Annotated in this window: 14 protein-coding genes; 9 read left to right on the forward strand and 5 right to left on the reverse strand. The window is 67.2% G+C overall.

Annotated features, from left to right (window positions below; genetic code table 11):
* Positions 1-2: 2 nt before the first annotated feature.
* The 3 genes from C2L80_RS01890 to C2L80_RS01900 all read left to right on the forward strand — a co-directional run bounded on the left by C2L80_RS01890 (position 3) and on the right by C2L80_RS01900 (position 2193).
* Positions 3-509: a hypothetical protein gene (locus C2L80_RS01890; protein ID WP_087197382.1), complete on the forward strand. Its 507-nt coding sequence runs from the start codon at positions 3-5 to the stop codon at positions 507-509.
* 173 nt (positions 510-682) lie between these two features.
* Positions 683-886, forward strand: a complete 204-nt coding sequence (locus C2L80_RS01895; protein WP_087194185.1) for a cold-shock protein — start codon at positions 683-685, stop codon at positions 884-886.
* 749 nt (positions 887-1635) lie between these two features.
* Positions 1636-2193: a hypothetical protein gene (locus tag C2L80_RS01900; RefSeq protein ID WP_103262525.1), complete on the forward strand. Its 558-nt coding sequence runs from the start codon at positions 1636-1638 to the stop codon at positions 2191-2193.
* Between the two features lie 76 nt (positions 2194-2269).
* On the opposite strand, the gene queA is transcribed toward C2L80_RS01900, so the two are convergent.
* A complete protein-coding gene (gene queA, locus C2L80_RS01905; protein WP_092198968.1) occupies positions 2270-3349 on the reverse strand; it encodes a tRNA preQ1(34) S-adenosylmethionine ribosyltransferase-isomerase QueA in 1080 nt (359 codons plus the stop codon).
* 335 nt (positions 3350-3684) lie between these two features.
* Positions 3685-4479 (reverse strand): epoxyqueuosine reductase QueH, encoded by a 795-nt coding sequence (locus C2L80_RS01910; protein WP_103262526.1) that lies wholly within the window; start codon positions 4477-4479, stop codon positions 3685-3687.
* A 92-nt stretch (positions 4480-4571) separates the two neighbouring features.
* On the opposite strand from C2L80_RS01910, the gene C2L80_RS01915 reads away from it, so the two are divergent.
* The 3 genes from C2L80_RS01915 (at position 4572) to secD (ending at position 9453) form a co-directional block, all read left to right on the forward strand.
* Positions 4572-5450 (forward strand): HAD family hydrolase, encoded by an 879-nt coding sequence (locus C2L80_RS01915; protein WP_092198962.1) that lies wholly within the window; start codon positions 4572-4574, stop codon positions 5448-5450.
* Position 5451: 1 nt separating this feature from the next.
* On the forward strand, positions 5452-6597 hold the full coding sequence (tgt, locus tag C2L80_RS01920) for a tRNA guanosine(34) transglycosylase Tgt (protein WP_092198959.1): 1146 nt from the start codon (positions 5452-5454) through the stop codon (positions 6595-6597).
* Positions 6598-6894: 297 nt separating this feature from the next.
* Positions 6895-9453 carry a protein translocase subunit SecD gene (gene secD, locus C2L80_RS01925; protein WP_092198956.1) on the forward strand — a complete coding sequence of 853 codons (2559 nt, stop codon included), beginning with the start codon at positions 6895-6897 and terminating at the stop codon, positions 9451-9453.
* A gap of 774 nt (positions 9454-10227) precedes the next feature.
* On the opposite strand, the gene C2L80_RS01930 is transcribed toward secD, so the two are convergent.
* The gene (locus tag C2L80_RS01930; RefSeq protein ID WP_103262527.1) at positions 10228-11715 is read right to left on the reverse strand and encodes a YfcC family protein; all 1488 of its coding nucleotides are present in this window, start codon (positions 11713-11715) and stop codon (positions 10228-10230) included.
* Positions 11708-12922 carry a M20 metallopeptidase family protein gene (locus tag C2L80_RS01935; RefSeq protein WP_103262528.1) on the reverse strand — a complete coding sequence of 405 codons (1215 nt, stop codon included), beginning with the start codon at positions 12920-12922 and terminating at the stop codon, positions 11708-11710. Before C2L80_RS01935 ends, C2L80_RS01930 begins: the two co-directional genes overlap by 8 nt.
* A 186-nt stretch (positions 12923-13108) precedes the next feature.
* On the opposite strand from C2L80_RS01935, the gene C2L80_RS01940 reads away from it, so the two are divergent.
* Together C2L80_RS01940 and C2L80_RS01945 are read left to right on the forward strand one after the other, a co-directional pair.
* Positions 13109-14587 (forward strand): response regulator transcription factor, encoded by a 1479-nt coding sequence (locus C2L80_RS01940; protein ID WP_103262529.1) that lies wholly within the window; start codon positions 13109-13111, stop codon positions 14585-14587.
* 153 nt (positions 14588-14740) lie between these two features.
* Positions 14741-15064 (forward strand): DUF1292 domain-containing protein, encoded by a 324-nt coding sequence (locus C2L80_RS01945; RefSeq protein WP_087197405.1) that lies wholly within the window; start codon positions 14741-14743, stop codon positions 15062-15064.
* A gap of 331 nt (positions 15065-15395) precedes the next feature.
* Here the strand turns inward: C2L80_RS01945 and C2L80_RS01950 are convergent, their stop codons facing one another.
* Positions 15396-15590, reverse strand: coding sequence for a hypothetical protein (locus tag C2L80_RS01950; RefSeq protein ID WP_103262530.1), 195 nt, complete (start codon positions 15588-15590; stop codon positions 15396-15398).
* A gap of 139 nt (positions 15591-15729) precedes the next feature.
* On the opposite strand from C2L80_RS01950, the gene C2L80_RS01955 reads away from it, so the two are divergent.
* The gene (locus C2L80_RS01955; RefSeq protein ID WP_103262531.1) at positions 15730-15948 is read left to right on the forward strand and encodes a helix-turn-helix domain-containing protein; all 219 of its coding nucleotides are present in this window, start codon (positions 15730-15732) and stop codon (positions 15946-15948) included.
* Positions 15949-16012 lie beyond the last annotated feature (64 nt).

A 16012-nucleotide genomic window follows, 5' to 3' on the forward strand; every position in this document is an offset into this window, starting at 1 on the left:
CCATGGATGCGGATGCCGCCTTCGCCCATTTGGAGGAATTGCTCGACCGGCTGCCCGCCATGCAAAAGCAAGGGGAGCGTCTTGCCCGAGCGCGCGAGGCGGCGCGCATCGCGGGCCTCGAATCCGAGCGGGCGACGCGCGCCGCGCTGCTCGCGGTTGCCGAGGAGCGCCAGCGCGCCGCCGAGGAAAGGCTCGCGCGCGCAAGCGAGAGAGCACTTTCCGATGGCGGCGGCAAGGAAGGGCGCGGCGTGGACGACGCGCGTCGCGCCGTGCTCCAGGCGTCGTCGCTGCGCGGGTTTCGCGTCGGGCCTTGCCGAAACGCAGAGCGCGCGTTGGAGCGCGCCCTCGAAGAGGGGCCGTTCGATGCGGTGGACGATGCCCGTGCGGCGCTTGTGGACTATACGACCCTTTCTTCCCTTGAGGAAGAGGTGGCTGCGTATCAGCGAGACTACGCTCAGACGCTTGAGCGTTGCGAGCGGGCCATGGCCTTGCGATCGACCGAGCTTTAGTCGAAGGATGTCAACGGATCGGTAAAAAAGGCGCGAAAAGCAGAATCCCGCGCATTTTTCCCTCCGCATGGCGTATAGTGGACGAGTGCTCTCGAGGTGAGGGCGAGTGCTGCCGCCACGCAGCATGCAGTGTTACCTTCCCGAGGGATCGGGAAGAGGAAAGAGGATTTAAGATGGCGCAAGGTACTGTGAAGTGGTTCAATCCCGAGAAGGGCTACGGCTTCATCTCCCAGAACGACGGCGAGGATCTCTTCGTCCACTTCTCCGAGATCAAGATGGACGGGTTCAAGACCCTCGACGAGGGCGCAGCGGTCGAGTTCGACGTCACCACGGGCCAGAACGGCAAGCTCCAGGCGAGCAACGTGGTGAAGCTGTAAACACCTTTTGCCAACGCCGAAATGCCCCCACCTCGCGCGGGGGCATTTTTTTTGCGCGCAGAGCGAGGCTTCCGGCGTCGGTCTCGGGAGAGGGCGACGTGGTCCTCTCTGTTGAGCCAAGACTGACGCAGGCCCGTGTTCGCCGAGCTTCGAGCCGAGCTTATCCTGATCGGGCCTTCCGAAACGCCCGCTCCGAGGAAGGTCAGCTCGATATCGGGCGAACGTGAGCTCGCATCAATCCCGGTTTGACACGGACGTCGCGCCGAAATGGCAGAGATCGCGTCTTGTGCATAGGCTGCCGAGCGCCTTTCCGTCCCGGCGAGGGCGTTTCCCCAGGTTGGGATCCCTGCCGGAACCGCTTCCGGCCCTACGGGGCGCTTTTTCGGAGGAAAACCTATGCACAAGACGCGATCCGTGCCGTTTCGGGCCGAACTCTGCGTCAAGCCAAGGTCGGCGGGTGCCGGGTCGGCCCGCCAAGCAAGGCCCCGCCGACATTTCGGAAAGCCCTGCTCGTTAGGCGGGGGAAAGGGCTTCCGAAGCGTCCGATAAGGGGAGGTTCGGCTCGATGATGAGCGAATGCAGGTTCGCGCCAATTCCGGTTTGGCAGAGAGGCGCGGTCGATCTTGCTGCGGGGAGGGGGTCGCGGGCGTCTTCACCCCGACGTCCGTGCGCGGTATGATGGATGCGCGCCCCCGCGTTGCGCGCCCGCGCGTGGGCCGCGGAGCCGTCGGGCGCTGAGAGGGGTCGCCATGGACGTATGGAGCGATCCGTGCGCGCAGCTTGTGGGAGCGGTGCGCCATCATCGGCACTTCGTCGAAGACGAAGCGGCGCGTCTGAGGCTCGCGGGATTTTGCGAGCGCATCCGCGGCGAGGGCGTGCGCGCGTTTTTCGATGCGGAGTACCCTTCGGGCGGGGGCAAGGCGATCATCGTGAACGAGGCGCAGGGGCGTCTCAACCTGGTGGACGGCAACGCGCACCTCGTCGCGCTCGTCGCGTGCGACGAGCATGTCACGCTGGCCGACCTCGTGCGCGAGATCGGACGCGACGACTTCGTCCGCACATGGCGCGACGGCTGGGAGGCGGGTTCGGGCCAAGAGGGCGCCTACGACGTGTACATCCCGATGGACGCGGACGCCTCGCGCATACCCGGTTGCCGCGAGGGCACGGACTGGTTCAAAAGCCCTCCACAGCCCACCAAGATCATTTCCGCCGACATCGCTTTCGACAGCCCGCTGTTCGCGCCGGAGGACCGCGGCCGCCCGCTCGGCGAGACGGCTCGCGCCCTCGGGCTTTTGCCGGAGCGATAGGGGGGCACGGCGCGCCCTTCGCGCGCGGCGGGCGCGCCGTGCGCGCGGCCTCGAAGGCCGCCTCCCTCGGCCTTCCTCAGCCGATGAGCATCGCGTCGCCGAACGAGAGCATGCGGTAGCGCTCGGCGACGGCATGGGCGTAGGCGGCCATGATGTTGTCGCGGGTGGAGAACGCGGAGACGAGCATCATGAGCGTGGAGCGCGGCACGTGGAAGTTCGTAATGAGGGCGTCCACCGCGTGAAACTCGTATCCGGGCAGGATGTAGAGCGAGGTGGCCTCGCGATCTTTCGGCACGAGGCGGCCCGCTTCGGCGTCCCAGGCGCTCTCGAGGCTGCGCACGCTCGTCGTGCCCACGGCCACCACGCGCCCGCCTCGCTCCCGCGCCTCGTTGACGGCATCGGCGGTGCGCTGCCCCACGGTGTAGAACTCGGTGTGGATGACGTGGCGCTCGGGGTCGTCCTCGTCCACGATGCGGAACGTGTCGAGGCCCACCTCCAGCTCCACCGTCTCCCATCCCACGCCCTTCTCGCGCAGCCGGTCGATGAGCGCGGGCGTGAAGTGCAGTCCGGCCGTGGGGGCCGCAGCCGAGCTTTCGCGGCGGGAGTACACGGTTTGGTACAGTTCCTCGTCGCCTGCGTAGTCTTTGATGTAGGGCGGCAGCGGCGTGCGGCCGACCGCGTGCAACGCCTCGTCGAGCGAGGGCAGCGTCGTCGAGAGCCGCGCGACGCGCTCGCCTTTCTGGGCGTTTTGTGCCCAGTCCACGACCTCTGCCGACAGCACCGTGTTGCCCGCGGCGTCCGCGAAGTCCACCACGGCCCCGCTTCCGGGCTTGAGGCGCTTTCCGGGCCGCACGAGCACTTCCCACAGGGCGCTTCTGTTTTGGGTGGGCGTGCCGTGCTGGCGCAGCAGGAACACCTCGGCCGCACCTCCCGTGCCGCGCTTTTTTCCGATGAGGCGCGCCGGCATGACGCGCGTCTCGTTCGCCACGAGCACGTCTCCCGGATGCAGGTAGTCGACGATGTCGCGGAACACGCGATCCTCGAGCGCGCCGGTCGCGCGGTCCATGACGAGCAGACGGCAGCCGTCGCGGTCGGGCGCGGGCTCTTGTGCGATGAGCTCGGGGGGCAGGTCGTAGTCGAAGTCGCTCGTGAGCATGTCGGTTCCTTCGTGCAGGGATGGGGTTCGTTTGAATCCGACTATTATAGGCATTCGCGGTGCGGCGGGCCAGGGGCGGGTTGGGGTCGGCTGTGACGGGCTGCGGTTTGCGAGCCGGGGTCGGCTCCGGTCCCAGCCCCAACCCTAACCCCAACCCGCGTCCGATCCTCCGATTCGCCGCGCCGCCGCTCGGCGCTTTGCTTTGAGGGGGCGAACGCGCTTCGCGAGCCATGCCGCCAGAGGTCGTGCGGGCGGCGCTTCGAAGTGACGGTGCCCATCGTGCGGACCTTGCTGTTCGTGCCGCGCTCCGTCCCTTCCCGTCGCCCCATCACGCGTCACGCGTCGCCGCGCGCTTCGTCCTCTCCTTCGCGTCTGCGCTCCCTCAAGGTCTTCAGCACGGCGCGTTTTTTGGCCTGCTTGGCGTCGTAGGCCGCCCGCTCGGCCCGTCGCGCGGCGCGCTCGGCCTCGGCGGCAGCGCGCTCGGCCGCCCGCGCCTCGGCTTCAGCCGCCCGCTCGGCCGCTCGCGCTGCCTTGCGCGCCTTCCGCTCGGCCTCGGCCTCGGCTTCGGAGAAGCGGCAGCCGCAGTAGTTCTGCCGGTACATGCCGAGCGCCCGGCTTCGGCGCACGGCCTCGTCGTAGAAAGGCCGGAAGTCCTCGAACACAGCGCGCACGCCCGCGTTCGCCGCCGCGCGCTCAAGCTCCTCGCCGATGACCTCGGTGAACTGGTACGGGCTGACGGAAAGCGTCGTGCCCACGCCGTCGAAGCCGAGCTCGGCGGCCGTTCGCGCCGTCTCCGAGAGCCGAAGGCGGTAGCAGGCGCGGCACCGGGCCTCGCGGGCGGAGGGTTCGGTCGCCGAACGCAGCGCGTCGTCGCCGATTGCGGCGAGCGCCGCCGCGCCGACGCGTCCCGCGCATGCCTCCCAGGTCGCAGGGTCGTACGGGCCCTCTATGACGGGAAGCCCTTCGCCGTCGGCCCATGCGCGCAGCGTGGCCAGGCGGCGGGCGTGCTCGTCGGCCGGCGCGATGTTCGAGTTCGCGTAGTAGATGGCGAGGTCGTGCCCTGCCGCGCGCAGGATGCGCGTCGGTTCGAGCGAGCACGGACCGCAGCAGGCGTGAAGTAGCAATTTCATTGGGTTTCGGCGCTCCTTTGCATCGTCTCGTATACTACCATGTCGAGCGAATTTCGAGCAGAATGCACAATGACGAGCAGAAGGGCGACGCCATGAACGATCATACCGCAGCGGTCGGACCGTACCGCGCAATCTTCTTCGACCTCGACGGGACGCTGCTTCCCTTGGACGTGGACGAGTTCATGCGCGACTACTTCGCCGCGCTCGGCGCCTACGTCGCGCGCTTCGGCGTGTCGCCCGAGGCTTTCATGGCCGGCATGAAGGCCGGCATCAAGAACATGGCCGCCCACGACGACGGCCGCCCGAACGACGAGGCTTTCTGGGAGGGCTACTTCGCCCATATCGATGCCGACGCGTGCGATTGGGGCGACGAGCTGGCGCGCTTCTACGATTGCGAGTTCGGGCTGCTCGGTGCGAACGTCGTGCCGAACCCGGCTGCCGCACGCGCCATCGAGACGCTGGCGGCGAAGGGCTACCCCCTTGTGTTGGCCACGATGCCGATGTTCCCGGAGCGCGCCGTGCGTTGGCGGCTCGAATGGGCCGGCATCGACCCGGCGCGGTTCGCGCGCATCACGCACTTCGAGAACTCCTCGAGCGTGAAGCCGAAGCCCGCCTACTTCGCCGAGAGCATCGCGGCGGCGGGCCTTTCGGGCACCGATGTGCTCATGGTGGGGAACAACACGGTGGAGGACCTCGCCGCTTGTGCGCTCGGTGCCGACGCGTTTTTGGTGACCGATCATCTGCTCGACCCGACGGGCGGTTTCGATGCGTCCTCGGTGCGCAGCGGCACGATGGAGGAGTTCGCGGCATGGGTTGAGAAGCTTCCCGTCTGCGCGAACCCGGCTTTGGGCATCGGCACGGGGCTCGTGGACGCCGCCGTGCGCGAGCGCGTGATCGCCGAGAGCCGTAATGCGGCGCCCGCCGCGGGCGAGAAGCGCGCGGAATTCTCCATCGACGGGATCGAGGGCTGAGATGGCGCTGTTCGACTGCGTCTGCGAAGCGGAAAGCGGGCATGCCCGCGCGCTCGCCTACGAGACGGCGCACGGCACGTTTCGCACGCCCATGTTCATGCCGGTGGGCACGAGCGCCACGGTGAAGGGCGTCACCGCAGGCCAGCTGCGCGATTTGCAATCGCAGGTGGTGCTCGCGAACACGTACCACCTGTCGCTGCGTCCCGGGGCCGACGTGGTGGAGGCCGCCGGCGGCGTGCATACGTTCATGAACTACGACGGCCCCATGCTCACGGATTCGGGCGGTTTCCAGGTGTTCAGCCTCGCCGACACGGTGAAGCTCGATGCGGACGGCCTCACGTTCCGCAGCATCTACGACGGCGCGAAGGTGCGCTGGACGCCTGAAGACAACATGCGCATTCAGCAGCAGCTGGGCGCCGACATCGCCATGCAGCTGGACCAATGCGCGCCCTATCCGGCCGAGCGCGCCTTCGTGGCGCGCGCCGTGGACCTGTCGGCTAGCTGGGCGCGCCGCTGCCTCGCCGCGCACACGCGTCCCGACCAGACGCTGTTCGGCATCGTGCAGGGCGGCATGCACCTCGATCTGCGTCTGCGCTCCGTCGAGGCGCTGTGCGAAATCGAAAAGGAAAGCCTCGCTGCGGGCGGGCGGCGCTTCGGCGGCTTCGGCATCGGGGGCTATTCGGTGGGCGAGAGCCACGAGGTGATGTTCGAGACGTTGGGGCAGGTGGCCCGCGCGCTGCCGAAGGACCGCCCCCGCTACCTCATGGGCGTGGGCAATCCCACCACGCTCGTGCGCGCCGTCCGCGAGGGCGTGGACATGTTCGACTGCGTGCTGCCCACGCGCACCGCGCGCATGGGCACGGCGTTCAGCTCGACGGGGCGCATGAACCTGCGCAATGCGAAGTACACGCGCGACTTCGGTCCGCTCGACCCCGCGTGCACGTGCCCCACCTGCCAAAACCACAGCCGCGCCTACCTGCGCCACCTCGTGAAGCAAAACGAGATGCTGGGCGGCATCCTGCTTTCCCTCCATAACCTGCACTACCTGCTGGACCTCATGCGCCGCGCGCGCGAGGCCGTGCTGGCCGGCGCCTACGAGGACTTCTACGAGGAGTGGATGGCAAGCCCCGCCGCGAGGGACTACTAGGTCCTTAGGGCCCCCGCCAGCGTGACGTGGGTGTGACAGGGGCGTGACAGGGGGACGGGGATAGTGTCACGCTCACGAATGTTTTGCGAAGTTCGAATGCATTGCCGAGCGTGACATTATCCCCGTCCCCCTGTCACGCCCTGCGTGGCCTGCATGGGTTTGCGGCGGGGGGGGGGTACTGAGGCTTCTCGCTTTACACCATTTACGCTTGTGGCATAATAAGGCGGTTCGGCCTCCGGGCGCACCCTGCGCGCAGGGCCGGATCGAACAGCGAAAAGGACACGAGGGAGAACCTCCATGGCGACAGCCCAGAAATCGAAGAAGAAGCCCGCTCGCAACGCCAACCGGCGCAACGTGTGGCTTTTGGTCATCACGACCCTGCTCATCATCGGGTCGGTGTTTCTGTTCACGCCTCCGCAGGAGCGGATCAACCAAGGGCTGGACATCCAAGGCGGCCTGTCGGTCGTGCTCACGGCGAAGGGAGAGGACGGGCAGGCCGTGTCCAACGAGGACATGGAGAAGTCCCGCGCCATCATCGAGAGCCGCGTGAACGCGCTCGGCGCCTCGGAGTCCGTCGTGCAGGTGCAGGGTACCGACCAGATCCTTGTGCAGCTTCCCGGCCTTACGAACACCGAGGACGCTCTCGACACCATTGGCAAGACCGGTAAACTGGAGTTTGCGCGCCTCGACTCGTTCACCGACGAGGATGTGAAGACGAAGATCGAGAATGGCCAGTACGGCGGGGAAGGAGTCTTTACCGACGAGTTCGGCAACTCGTTCCCTTCGGGCACCGAGGAGCATCTTGAAGTGGCCGAAGGCACGTACACTCCGCTCGTCACCGGCTCGAACATCACGAACGTGAGCATCGGCAAGGAGTCCGAGACGTCTGCGGACTATGCGGTGAATGTGAAGCTCGACTCCGAAGGGGCGTCTGCGTTTGCCGAGGCCACGAAGGAGCTTGCGCCGAGCAAGGGCAAGATCGTCATCATCTTGGACAACGAGGTGCAGTCCGCGCCCGCCGTGCAGTCCGAGATACCGAACGGCGAGGTGTCCATCACGGGAGGCTACACGCTCGACGGGGCGAAGGCGCTGCAGACCGTGCTCGAGAGCGGCTCGCTTCCCGTGAGCTTCGAGTACGCGCAGAGCCAGACCGTCGGCCCCACGCTCGGCCAAGACGCCCTCGCCTCCGGCGTGCTCGTGGCGGCCATCGGGCTTGCGGTCGTGCTTTTGTACCTCCTCGTGTTCTACCGGGGCCTCGGGCTCGTCGCCGCGGCCATGATGGCCGTGTTCGGCGTGTTCTACCTGGGCCTGCTCGCCTTGCTGTCGCGTTTCGGCCTGTTCAGCCTGTCGCTTGCGGGCATTGCGGGCATCGTGCTGACCATCGGCATGGCGGCCGACGCGTCCATCCTCGTGCTCGAGCGCGTCCGCGAGGAGGTGCGCATGGGCAGAAGCGTGCGAGCGGCCTCCATCACGGGCGTGCGCCATGGCATCAGCACCGCCATCGACGCCGATCTCGTGACGCTCGTCTCGGCGCTCACCCTGTTCTTCCTGGCCAGCGCCTCGGTGAAGGGCTTCGGCCTGACGCTCGCGCTCGGCATCGCCTGCAACGTGGTCGCGATGCTCGTGTTCATGATGCCGCTCATTCGCCTGCTCGCCCCGCGCGCCATCGCGAAGCATCCGGGTTTCTGGGACGTCAAGGACTGCCAGGACCTCGTCGCGGCCGAACAGGCGGGGCGACTTCCGCGCAAGGTCAAGGGCCGCTTCATCAAGCGCGACATCAACTTCGTGGGCCATCGTCGGACGTTCCTCATCATCGCTGCGGTCATGATCGCGGCCGTGGCGGTCGTCGTGGGCGTGCGCGGGCTGAACTTCGGCATCGAGTTCCAGGGCGGCACCTCGATCAACTTCCGCGCCACCGGCGACGTGGGCATCGAGGAGGTGCGCAGCGCGTTCTCCGACGCGGGCGAGCCCGATGCCGTGGTGCAGACGGCGGTGAGCGACGGGGAGCAAGGATTCCTCGTGCGCACGTCGAACACCTCTCCCGACGCGGCCACCGACGTGGCCAACCAGGTGGCCGGACAGTTCGGCTGGTCTGCCGACTCGTTCGAGGTGTCCACCATCGGGCCCGACTGGGGCGCGAGCGTGGTCCAGTCGTCCCTCATCGCGCTTCTGGTGTCCTTCGCGCTGATCATTGCGTACATCGCCATTCGCTTCGAGTACAAGATGGGCGTCGTGGCCATCGTGGCTTTGCTCCACGACATCATCATCGTCGTGGGCGTGTACGCGCTCGTCGGGCGCGAGGTCACGCCGAACGCCGTGGCCGCGCTGCTCACCATCTTGGGTTACTCGCTCTACGACAAGGTGGTCGTGTTCCACCGCATCAACGAGAACATGAAGGGCGACGAGGGCTCGTGCACGTTCGCGACGATGGCGAACCGCTCGGTCAACCAGGTGTTCATCCGCACGCTCAACACCTCGCTGTCCTCGCTCATCCCCGTGGTGGCCATGCTCACGTTCGGCGGCGAGACGCTGAAGGACTTCGCGTTCGCCATGGCCATCGGCCTGGTGTGCGGTGCCTACTCCACCATCTCGGTGGCCATTCCGCTCTACACCATTTGGAAGCAGCGCGAGCCGAAATACGCCAAGCTCGTGAAGAAGTACGGGCCGGAGGTGCAGCGCTGCTACCTGGGGTACCTTCCGGGCGATCCGCGCCTCAAGGAGTTCTACGCCAACGAGGGCGCTTCCGAGGAGACATGCGGGGCCGAGGGGGCGTCTGACAAGGGAGGAGCCGCTGAGAGCGGCGCGAGGCAAGCGCCGAAGTCAGCGGGCAAGAAGCGCTCTCGCAAGAAGCGATGACGTGACGAAAGGGGCGGGCTTCGGCCCGTCTCTTTTGCGAAAGGGACGGGATCGCAGACGGGCGTGCGAGGCGTCGGATACCCGGTATGCGCTTTGAAGAAGGGTCGAGCGCCGGGTGCCGTGCGCGTCTTTGCTCGCGGGACGCCCGGTCCCTTTGCCCGTTTCTTGGCGAAAACATCTCCCGAATCCAAAGCTCCGTTCCGCATCTTCCAGGGAACCGAAGATGGGGTGGACTTGCGGCAGGTGGGCGGCGGGGCGTCTGCGATCGAAGGGTGGAAGAGGGGGCCGCGCTCGTTGCCGCGGTCGGAAGCGTCCCGATCAGGGGCGCTGCGATCGGAAACGTTCCGAAAAGAAGCCCTCTCCGAGGTCCCGCCGGTGTCAGGGCAAGCGCACATTCGCGTCGATCGATTACATGATTGAAAGGGCCATAGACAAAAACGCGCGGTTTCTCTGGTTTTTGAAGCTATTGGGCGGTCGTCGACAATGCTTTTTCGGGGATGGTTTGGAAAACGCCTGGTCATGATGGTGCGTCCCAAAATTATTCTCAATTTGAAATAGAGAATCTACGCGTTTTCGTCCAGCTGGTTTCCAGGTCGCGCTGGGAGATCAGCGACCGGAGGGGCCTCGCGTGCTCTTCCGGGCCTCCTGAACGCTCGCTGCGCAGCCGCACGCCGAGCGCCCGCCTCGAGCGCGGACGGCGCGCTCGAGGCGGGCTTGCGGAAGGCGGTCGGGCCGCCGGATGCGAGCTTCCTTGCGGGGCGGGGCCGCTCCGCTCTAGATCAGCAGCATCGCGGCGGTCAGCACGACGACGCACGCGAGGGAGGTGACCACGATCACCTTCATCACGGCTTTCAGCATGGTGGCGTACTGCACCTTCGCAAGGGCGAGGCCCGCCAGCACCGCGCCGTTCATGGGCGTGATGATGGCCACCACGCCGTGCGCCGCCACGTAGATCATCACCATGACCTCGGGCGAGAAGCCCAGGCCGTCGGAGAGCGGCCCCATGATGGGCATCGCGAGCGTGGCCATGCCCGAGCTCGACGGGATGGCGAAGGACAGCACGAAGTAGAACAGGAACGTGGCGGGCGCGAAGATGAAGGCGGGCACGCCGGCCAGGGCGTTCGCGGCGTTTTCGAGGATGAACGTGTCAAGCGCCGTCTCGCTCATGATGACGGCCACCGAGCGGGCGAGCGCGATGACGAGTGCGACGCTCACCATCTCGGCGCAGCCGCCGAGGAACGTGCCCACGATGTCCTTGCCCGACAGGCGCGCGAGGATGCCGATGACGATGGCCATGAGCAAAAACCATGCCGTGGCCTCATTGAAGTACCACGAGCCCAACGGCGTGCCGGTGAGAAACGCGCTCCACGCGCCGGAGGGGTCGTCCGCCGATCCTCCCAGCATGAACAGGTCGATGCCGAAGTTCTGCCACGGCACGAAGCCGACGATCATGACCACGAACGTGAGCGCGAACAGCACGAGCACGATCTTCTGCTTGCCCGACAGCACGGCCGAGAAGGACGGATTCTCGGCATCCTCCTCCATCTGGCCGTACTCCTTCTCGGCCTCCTCCTGCTCCTGCAGCGACATGAACGTGGAGCCCTTGTCGGCCATGACCTTCTTGGCGTAGCGCATGACGAAGAAGATGGAGATGGCTTCGGCGATGACGAACAGCACGAGCCCGAACCCGATGATGAGGCCCTGGTCGACGGCGATGCCGAGGTCGGTGAGGGCGGCGGTGGCCACGCCCACGGAGAACGGGTTCACCGTGGAGCCGATGCAGCCCGCGCCGGCACCCAAGAGCACTACGAGCGCGCCGGTGAGCGTGTCGAAGCCCGCGGCGTACATGGTGGCGGCCAAGAGGATGTAGAACGGCACCGTCTCCTCCATCATGCCGTAGGTGGAGCCGCAGATGCCGAACAGCAGCATGAGGATGGGTATGAGCACGAGCTCGCGGCCCTTGAGCGAGCGCACGAGCGTGGCCACGCCGGCGTCGAGCGCGCCGGTCTTGTTGACCATGGCCAGAAAGCCGCCCAGCACGAGCACGAACACGCACACCTGCATGGCGTCGGCGAATCCCAACACGGGCGCGGTGACCACGTCGGCGAACGTCGCGCCCGTCACTTTGCTGGTGAACAGGGACACGATCACCGTGGCGACGGCCACTGCGATGAGGCAGACCACGAGGATGATGAACGAGTCGGGCGTGCGCCGCTTCTTCTTGCGCTTCTCCGGAGCCTTGCTTGCAGTCGTCTCAGCCATCGATCTCTCCTTTCCCGTCTGCGCGGGCCGCAAGCCAGCGCAGAGCCATCGTCGCGGTCATCGCCGCTCCTTCGGCGAACACGCTCTCGTCGAACACCACGCGCGCGTTGTGCACGGGGTAGCGCACGCCCTCGTCCTCGGTGCCGGTTCCCACGACGAAGTACGCGGTGGGCACGGCCTGGGAGATGACGCTCATGTCGTCGGAGCCCGAGATGGGCTTATCGAGGATCGTGACGGGGCGTCCGGTGAGCTCTTCCATGTAGCCGATCAGCTCGCGGGTGAGCGCGGGGTCGTTGTGGACGCTCGGGACGCCGCGGAGGAATTGCACCTCGACGCTGCCGCCGAAGGCCTCGGCGATGCCCTCGCACATGGCCGTCATGCGCTTCTTCAGGTGCGCGCGGGTGCCCTCGTCCACGGTGCGCAGAGTGCCGAGCATGCGCACGTCGTCGGGCACGATGTTCGCCGCCGTGCCGCCGTTCATCGCGCCGAACGTGATGACGGCCTGGTCGTTCGGATCGAGCTCGCGCGCGATGAGGTTCTGCGCGCCCTGGAAGATGTGGCATGCGATGTTGAACGGGTCGACCAGCTGGTTGGGTCGGGAGCCGTGGCCGCCCTTGCCGTGCACGACGATGTCGATGTCGTCGATGGAGGAGAAGCCGGTGCCCGGGCGCGTGGCGACTTCGCCCAGGTGAAAGTCGAACGGCATGAGGTGGATGGCCGCCGCCGCGTCGACGTGCGGATCCTCCAGCACGCCGGCGTTGATCATGGCCTCGTTGCCGCAGATCTCGTCGGGGGCCGTACCCTCCTCGTCGGGTTGGAACATGAGCTTCACGCAGCCGTCCAGCTCAGCCTCATGCGCTTTGAGGATGCGGGCCGCGCCCAGCAGCATGGCGGTGTGCGCATCGTGGCCGCACGCGTGCATGAAGCCGTTCTGGGAGGCGAAGGGAAGTCCCGTCTCCTCGCGCAGGGGCAGCGCGTCCATGTCGGCGCGCAGCATGAAGCAGCGACCTTGCGACGGGTCGCCGATGGTGGCCACGAGGCCGCCCGGCACGATCTCCTTCGGCTCGAGGCCGATCTCGCGCAGCCGGTCGGCGACGTAGGCGGTCGTTTGGGGCAGGTCGAATCCGATCTCGGGGTGCTCGTGCAGCCAGCGGCGGTCGGCGACGATGTCGTCTGCCAACGCCTCGGCCTCTTCCAGGATGGTCATGGGTATGCCTCCTTCTTCGATTCGGCGGCTGCATCAAGGCCCCGCCGTCTTCGGTCGCGCCCGCATATCGGCGCCTTCGGAGCGGTACAATACGGGGATGCGGCCGATTCGAGCGTCACCCCGGCGGCGTTACGCGGGTGCGAACGGTTGGTTTTCGGCGGCGAACGGTATTGAGAAGGAGCGTGCATGGATCGAGCGCGAAAAACGGAAGGGGACGCGGGGATGCGGGAACGCGGCGATGCCGACGGCGGCGGCCGGCTCGTCGACGCGCGCTGCCTGACAGCAGTGTGCGCGCTGTCGTTGTCGACCTTCGTGCAGAACGGTTACGTGTACCCCGCGTCGTCTTCGGGCGAGTCGTGGTCGCTGGTGGCGTACGGGGCGCTGTACACGCTGGCGTTCGCCTTCTGGGCGGCGCTCGCCCACAGGCGCACGCGCTGGCTGCCGGTCGCGCGCTTGTCCGTCCTCGCCGCGGCGTTGCTCGCGCTCGGCGCGATCGCGCAGATCGCCGCGCATGCCGTCGGGCTGCCATCGGCCGACCTGCTGGCGGCGTTCGCGCCGCTCGCCCTCGGCCGCTCGTGGGCCGTCGTCGTCGCCGGGCTCGCGCTGTCCTCCATCGCACCGCGCGGCGTTCCCGTCACCGTTGCGGCCGGCGTGGGGGCGTCCTACGCGGCGCTGCTCGCGCTCAAGCCGCTGATCGCTGCCGCCCCCGTCATCGTGTACGCGCTGCTGCCGATGCTCGCGCTCGCGCTCGTCGCGCGCCCGGTGGACGCTGCGCGCCGCGAACTCTCCTCCTTGTGGTCGACCTCTCCGAGCGAGCTCGCGCTCACCAACCCCTCGTCGTTTCCCAGTCCCGGCAACCGGCTGTTCGCCTGCATCGCGCTGTTCGAGGTGGCCTTCGGCTTCTCCATCCAGTTCGGCGCGGACGCCGCGGCGTGGCAGCAGGACGTCGCGGCGCTGGTCGCGCTCGCGCTCGTGGCGGCATGGTGCGCGCGCACGCGCCTCCACTCGCGCGAGGACGCGCTGTTCTATCTGTCCGGTCTGCTCGTGGTGTTCGGGTTCTTCGCCTCCTCGGCGTCCACCGCGTTCGTCTCGGGCGTCTCCCAGGGGGCGCTTTCGGTGGGCGCCCAGACGTTCAGCGTGCTCACCTGGGCGACGCTTGCCATCATCGCCGCGCGCAACCCCGCGGGCGGCATCACGGCGCTCGCGACGGGGTTCTGCGCTTCGAACGTCGGTGCCACCGCGGGCGTAGCGCTCGGAGGGTTTCCCGTCGGCGCGCAGGACGCCGCGCTCGCCGACGCGCGGCTGCTCGCGCTCGCGCTCGTGGCCGTGGCGCTTGTGGCCTACGTGTGGATCGGTCTTCGGGGGTTCAGCTTTTCCGACGCCATACAGGGCGTCCTTCCCGTCGAGGTCGTGGCCGCCCCCGCCCCCGAGGCCGCCATCGAAGCCCGCTGCGCGCACCTGGCGGCCGCCCACGGCCTCACCGAGCGCGAAGGCGAGGTGTTCGCGCTGCTGGCGCGCGGGCGCAACGGCGCGTTCATCCAGGAGGAGTGCCGCGTGACGCGCAACACCGCCAAGACGCACATACGCCATATCTACCAGAAGCTGAACGTGCACACGCAGCAGGAGCTCATCGACCTGGTGGAGGCCGACCGCTCCGCCGGTTAACGCTTTTGCCGTTGCGGCTGCGTTTCGCGCCGTTGTCGAAGATGGGCTGGAAATGGGCGGTTCGTGCCGAAGGGCGGGTGCCCGCGCGCGGCGGCGAGCGGGTGTGGTACGCTGTGGGACGTCGATGACACGCCGAAGGTAAGGAGCCGAGCCATGCGCGAAGGAAGCGCCCCCAATTTCTGCCCGCCGGTCGAGGAGGGCATCACCCTCGTGCTTGAAGACGAGGCGGGCGAGCAGACGGAGCTCGAGTTCCTCGGCCTCGTCCTTCACAACGACCGCCGCTACGGGTTCTTCTTCCCGGTGACCGACGAGGCGCCTGCGGGCTCGTCGGGGGAGGTCGTGCTGCTCGAGGTCACCGAACTTGACGAGGAGGGGCAGCCTGCCGCGTTCGAGCTGGTCGAAGACGAGGGGATCGCAGCCGAGGTGTACGACGATTTCCGGATCGCGACGAAGGATCTCTACGACTTCGCCGACTGACGTCGCGTTTCGATCAGGGCGCGCAGGTCGCGCAAGCGCGCACGGGGGACCGTGACAGGGGGGCGGGGATAATGTCACGCTCACGAATGTTTTGCGAAGTCCGAATGCATTGCGGAGCGTGACATTATCCCCGCCCCCCTGTCACGGTCCTGTCACGCCCCCCCTGTCACGCCCTGGATGAGCTTCGGCGCCGCAGCCCTCGCAGACTGCGGCGCCGAAGCTCATCCAGGGTTTTTGTGCCGTTCGGGTTCGATGGGCGCGCCGGGCGCGGGGCGGGCCTTCGGCGAAGCGCGGGTTCGGGGCGAAAGCGCGCCGCGCGAGGCCGTCCCGCCTAGCGGCCGAGCGGATCCCAGCCTGCCGGGGGCTTGACCCGCTCGGACTGCGCGATGGCGGCAAGGTACATCACCTCGTGGTTGATCGCCTTCTCGAGGCGGCACACCTCCTCCTCCGTCTCGGCGAACTCGAAGATGCGCGCGGCGGCGCGCCTGATCGAGTCCATCAGCTTCTCGTATTCGGTTCCTTCCATCTGAGACCTCCGCTGCTCTCTTCGCCACGCTACCATGACCCATACGCTTTTCCCTGAGCGCGAAACCCCTTGTTTTCTTGGCGAAACGTAAACTATAGTTTACGACTTTTCCTCCGACGGGCACTAGCCTTTATTGGGCATGGAGAACACTTCACTAAAAACCCAGCTTGGTGCGAGGATCGCGAGGCTCAGGACGTTGACCGGGCTTTCTCGAACGACGTTTGCGCTGATGATCGGAGTAAGTCGCCAATACCTTGCCGACATCGAGAAGGGGGAGGCCAACGCGACGGTTGTCATGCTCGAGCGCATCGCGGGAGGGCTCGGCATGTCGGTCGAGGATTTGTTCTACGATCTGTGAGCCGAAGCCCTCGCGAAGGCGCCGGCTTGCGAGGGCTTCGGCTCGCGCCGGGGCAGAGAGGCGC

Source organism: Rubneribacter badeniensis (assembly GCF_002899695.1).
In the GTDB taxonomy this organism is placed as follows: Bacteria; Actinomycetota; Coriobacteriia; order Coriobacteriales; family Eggerthellaceae; genus Rubneribacter; species Rubneribacter badeniensis.